4 protein-coding genes are annotated in these 4880 nt (G+C 69.8%); 1 reads left to right on the top strand and 3 read right to left on the bottom strand.

Annotation, left to right across the window (positions count from 1 at the left end):
• The 3 genes from P409_RS26705 to P409_RS39280 all read right to left on the bottom strand — a co-directional run.
• The coding region (locus P409_RS26705) for a MutS N-terminal domain-containing protein (RefSeq protein ID WP_034845569.1) at positions 1–987 on the bottom strand (987 nt) is incomplete at its 3' end.
• 182 nt (positions 988–1169) lie between these two features.
• Complete coding sequence (locus P409_RS26700; RefSeq protein WP_052121437.1) at positions 1170–1670, bottom strand: GNAT family N-acetyltransferase; 501 nt, start codon at positions 1668–1670, stop codon at positions 1170–1172.
• 141 nt (positions 1671–1811) lie between these two features.
• On the bottom strand, positions 1812–1973 hold the full coding sequence (locus P409_RS39280) for a hypothetical protein (protein WP_161790479.1): 162 nt from the start codon (positions 1971–1973) through the stop codon (positions 1812–1814).
• Positions 1974–2604: 631 nt separating this feature from the next.
• On the opposite strand from P409_RS39280, the gene P409_RS26695 reads away from it, so the two are divergent.
• A partial coding sequence (locus tag P409_RS26695; protein WP_034845565.1) for an NADP-dependent malic enzyme occupies positions 2605–4880 on the top strand: 2276 nt, incomplete at its 3' end.

Below are 4880 nucleotides of genomic sequence, written 5' to 3'. Positions count from 1 at the left end.
GTCCTCGACCAGCGCCTGCACGGCGTCGAGCCGCCCGGCCACCGCCTCGGGATCGGTCAGCGGCGCCGCCAGATGCGAGGCCAGCATGCGGGCGCCGGGGCCGGTGACGGTGCGGTCGATCGCGGCCAGGAGGCTGCCGCGGCGGTCGCCCGACAGGGTCCGGGTCAGCTCCAGGTTGCGGCGGGTGGCGACGTCGATCTCCATCACCGCGCCGCGCGGCAGTCGGCGCGGCGGCGACAGCCGCGGCAGCGCCTTCTGGGTCAGCTGGATGTAGTCGACCAGGGCGCCGGCGGCCGCCACCTCGGCGCGCTCGAAGCTGCCGAAGGCGTCGAGCGTGCCGACATGGAACAGGTCCTGCAGTCGGCGCCGGCCATTCTCGCTGTCGAAGCGGGCGCTGGGCTGCGGCGTCAGCCGCATCTTCCATTCGCCCAGCAGTTCGAACAGCTCCGGGTTCTGCAGCACCCGCTCGGGCAGCAGGATCTCGCTGGGGTCGAAGCGGGCCAGGGCCGCGGCCAGCCGGTCGGGCGCCGTCGGCTCGGTCACCAGCTCGCCGGAGGAGATATCGACCGCGGCGATGGCGAGCGTGCCGGCGACATCGGCCAGCGCCACGAGGTGATTCGCGGCGCGAGGCTCCAAAAGCCCATCCTCGGTAACGGTGCCGGGGGTGACGATGCGCACCACCTCCCGCCGCACCAGGGTCTTGCCGGAGCGCTTCTTCGCGTCCTCCGGGCTCTCGGTCTGGTCGCACAGGGCGACGCGGAAGCCCTGGCGGATCAGCCGGGCCAGATAGGCCTCGTGGCTGTGGGCGGGCACCCCGGCCATCGGGATGTCCTCGCCCTGGTGCTGGCCGCGCTTGGTCAGGGCGATGTCGAGCGCCGCCGCGGCCTTGACCGCGTCGTCGAAGAACATCTCGTAGAAATCGCCCATGCGGAAGAACAGCAGGCAGTCCGGATGGGCCGCCTTGGCCTCCAGATACTGCGCCATCATCGGCGTGACGGGGCTGTCGGTCGTCGCGGGGGTGCTGCTGTCGGGCAAGGCTGTCGGCACGGCAAGCGGGATCGGATCGGCGAAGCGCGGACCCTAGCACGCAAGGGACGAAGCCGGAACGCGGTTGCGCCGATGGCTGGGTTCAACCGGCCCGAGACGAAAGGGAAAGCCGAGGCCGCCGGTCAGGCGGCCTCGACTCGGTGCAGGACCCGCTGCAGCACCAGCTCGTCGCCCAGGGTCTCGCCGGTCTCGACGAAGCCTTCGGAGGCGTAGAGCCGGCGGGCGGCGGTATTGCCGGGCACCACGCCGAGCAGCACCCGCTCACCGCGGGGCAGCCGGTCGAGGATGCCCAGCGTCGCCCGCAGGGCGGAGCGGCCGAAGCCGCGGCCCTGGTAGCGGGCGTCGATCATCAGCCGGTAGATCCAGCGATGGCCGTCCTGCGGGTCCAGCGCATGCATGACGAAGCCGACCGGCCCGCCATGCGCGGCGTCGCAGACGCCGAGCGGCACGCACCAGGGCGAGTCGTCGGCCTCGGCAATGGAGTCCGCATTGGCCGCGACGAATCCCGCCTGGCCCGGCGCGACGCGGAGCGAGCCGAACACGGCCCGGTCCTGCACGGTGACCAGGGGGACAAGCCGCACCGCGGGCGCGGCCGGCTGGGGCGGCGCACGATATGCGTACATGATTATAGTCCTATCCAACGTCGGATGCCCGCTGCCCGGGCGGCGACATGCGGTCGCGCCCGGCCGAGGCGAATGGACGGCGGTCGATCTAAGGACGGGAGGCGGCGGAGCGGAACCCGAAGGCCCCGCCCCGCTCCCGTATCAAGATCGTAGCCCGACGTCGCGTCTCAGATGCTCGCTCAGCGAGTCGGTATCGCGGGGTTTCCGGCGCGGCGTCACGAGGACGCGACCCAGCTCCGCGAAGGCGACGACGACGAGCGACAGGGACGGACGGAAGGCACGCTTCTCGGTCGAGATGTGCATGATGATCTCCAACAGATCTGGAGGTGGGGAAAACCGTCCGGCCGCCAAGGGCCAGGCCCATGGGGAGTCGGACGGGGCGACTCCGCCAGGCGGGATGCCGGGCGGAATGGGGGTGGACGGTTGAAGGGACGATCGGATGCGGAGTCGTCGGAGGCGGCCCGTGAGGGTCGTCCGGCGTGTCGGCAGCGATCAGGTCAGCGCAGGGAAAATGTCAGGTCGTGAGTCGACGAGAACTGATCGTGCAGACGCTCAGGCGGCCATGCCGCGGAGGCTGTAAGCGAAGGTCATTGCACGATCCTCCCTGGAATTGGAGTGGTCCCAAGGAGTACGGGATCGCCGTTGCGCTGCGCAAGCGGCTTTTCAAGAGGTCGCGCGAAGATGGCGCGGCGTTGCACCGAAGCCACAGTCGGACAGTCAGCGCGGCCTTCAGAAGATCCGCTTCCTGTCGTCATTGCGAGGAGGCGAAGCCGACGAAGCAATCCAGGGGCCGGTTCGTACTGGCCCTGGATTGCTTCGCTGCGCTCGCAATGACGGTTTGGGAATTCCGAAAGGGTCTTGCCAGAGGGGCTTGACGGTCCGTCCCGCCGAAGGGTCCATTACTCGGCCCGTCCCGTTGCGCCGCCGGATAACAATGACAACCAAGACCTCGCTCGACGACGATGCCCTCGCCCTGCACGCCCAGGGCCGCCCCGGCAAGCTGGAGATCAGCGCCACCAAGCCGCTGACCACCCAGCGCGACCTGTCGCTGGCCTATTCCCCGGGCGTCGCGGCGCCGTGCCTGAGGATCCATGCCGATCCGGCCACGGCCTACGACTACACGGCCAAGGGCAATGTCGTCGCCGTGATCTCGAACGGCACCGCGGTTCTGGGGCTGGGCGACCTCGGCGCCCTGGCCAGCAAGCCGGTGATGGAGGGCAAGGCCGTCCTGTTCAAGCGCTTCGCCGATGTCGACGGCTTCGACCTGGAGGTCGACACCCGCGACGTCGACGAGTTCGTCAACTGCGTGCGCTTCCTGGGCCCGTCTTTCGGCGGCATCAACCTGGAGGACATCAAGGCGCCGGACTGCTTCGTGATCGAGGCGCGGCTGCGCGAGCTCCTGGATATCCCGGTGTTCCATGACGACCAGCACGGCACGGCGATCATCGCCGCCGCCGGGCTGATCAACGCGCTGGAGCTGACCGGCCGGAGCATCGGCGACGTGCGCATGGTGCTGAACGGCGCCGGCGCCGCCGCCATCGCCTGCGTCGAGCTGTTCAAGTCGCTGGGCGTGCCGGCGCAGAACATCATCCTGTGCGACAGCAAGGGCGTGGTCTGGCAGGGCCGCACCGAGGGAATGAACCAGTGGAAGGCGGCGCATGCCGTCGACACGCCGCACCGGACGCTGGCCGATGCGGTCAAGGGCTCCGACGTCTTCATCGGCCTTTCGGTCAAGGGCGCCATGACCCAGGAGATGGTGAAGTCGATGGCCGACAAGCCCATCATCTTCGCCCTGGCCAACCCGGACCCGGAGATCGCGCCGGACGAGGTCCGCGCCGTGCGCCGCGACGCGATCATCGCCACCGGCCGGTCGGACTATCCGAACCAGATCAACAACGTCCTCGGCTTCCCCTACATCTTCCGCGGCGCCCTGGATGTCCGCGCCCGCACCATCAACGAGGCGATGAAGCTGGCCGCGGCCCACGCCCTCGCCCGCCTCGCCCGGCAGGATGTGCCGGACGAGGTCGACAGCGCCTATTCCGGCCGCCGGCTGCGCTATGGGCCGGACTACATCATTCCGGTGCCGTTCGACCCGCGGCTGATCGAGGAGGTGCCGCTGGCGGTGGCCCAGGCGGCGATGGAATCGGGCGTCGCCCGCAAGCCGATCACCGATGTCGCCGCCTATCGCCAGAGCCTGCGCCGCCGCCTGGATCCGACCGCGGACAAGCTGCAGTTGATCTTCGACAAGGTGGCGTCGGCCGAGACCCGCGTGGTCTTCGCCGAGGGCGAGGAGGAGCGGACGATCCGCGCCGCCATCGCCTTCCGCGCCCAGGGCTACGGCACGCCGATCCTGATCGGCCGCGAGGAGCGGGTGCGCGAGACCATGGCCCGGATCGGCCTGCCCGAGGCGACGGTGGCGGAGCTGGAGATCCACAACGCCCGGCTGTCGCGGCACAATGAGCGCTATATCGACTTCGTCTACGGCCGGCTGCAGCGCCAGGGGCTGCTGCAGCGGGATGTGGCGCGCATGGTCAACCAGGGCCGCAACATCTTCGCCGCCTGCATGGTCGCGCATGGCGACGCCGACGCCATGGTCACCGGCCTGACCCGCAACTTCACCACCTGCTTCGAGGAGATCACCCGGGTGATCGACCCGGCGCCGGAGCATGTGCCCTTCGGTCTGTCGATGCTGACGGTGCGCGGCGGCACGGTGCTGATCGCCGACACCACGGTGCATGAGCGCCCGGACCCGGAGCTGCTGGTCGACATCGCCCTGCAGGCCGCCGCCAAGGCCCGGGCGCTGGGGCACGAGCCGCGCCTGGCCTTCGTCTCCTCCTCCAATTTCGGCCAGCCGATGCGCGAGTTCACCCAGCGCATCCGCGACGCGGTGACGATCATGGACGCCCGCGCCAAGGCCGGCGGGGTCGATTTCGAATATGATGGCGAGATGACCGCCGAGGTGGCGCTGGACTACGCGCTGATGAAGCGGCTGTACCCCTTCGCCCGACTGTCCGGCCCGGCCAACCTCTTGATCATGCCGGCGCTGAACGCGGCCAATATCGGCGCCAAGATGATCCAGAAGCTGGCCGGCGCCTCGCTGATCGGCCCGCTGCTGTGCGGGCTGGAGAAGCCGGCGCAGGTGGTGCAGATGGGCGCGACCGTGAACGAGATCGTCACCGCGGCGGCGCTGGCCGCCTATGACGCCCTGGC

The sequence above is a fragment of the Inquilinus limosus MP06 genome (assembly GCF_000767795.1).
Lineage (GTDB): Bacteria > Pseudomonadota > Alphaproteobacteria > DSM-16000 > Inquilinaceae > Inquilinus > Inquilinus limosus_E.
This window is presented reverse-complemented; position numbering and strand designations above follow the sequence as displayed.

What these genes read in the sequence shown, in the direction of transcription:
- P409_RS26700 (WP_052121437.1), bottom strand. Translation starts at nt 1,670, where the DNA reads ATGTACGCATATCGTGCGCCGCCCCAGCCGGCCGCGCCCGCGGTGCGG.
- P409_RS39280 (WP_161790479.1), bottom strand. Translation starts at nt 1,973, where the DNA reads ATGCACATCTCGACCGAGAAGCGTGCCTTCCGTCCGTCCCTGTCGCTC.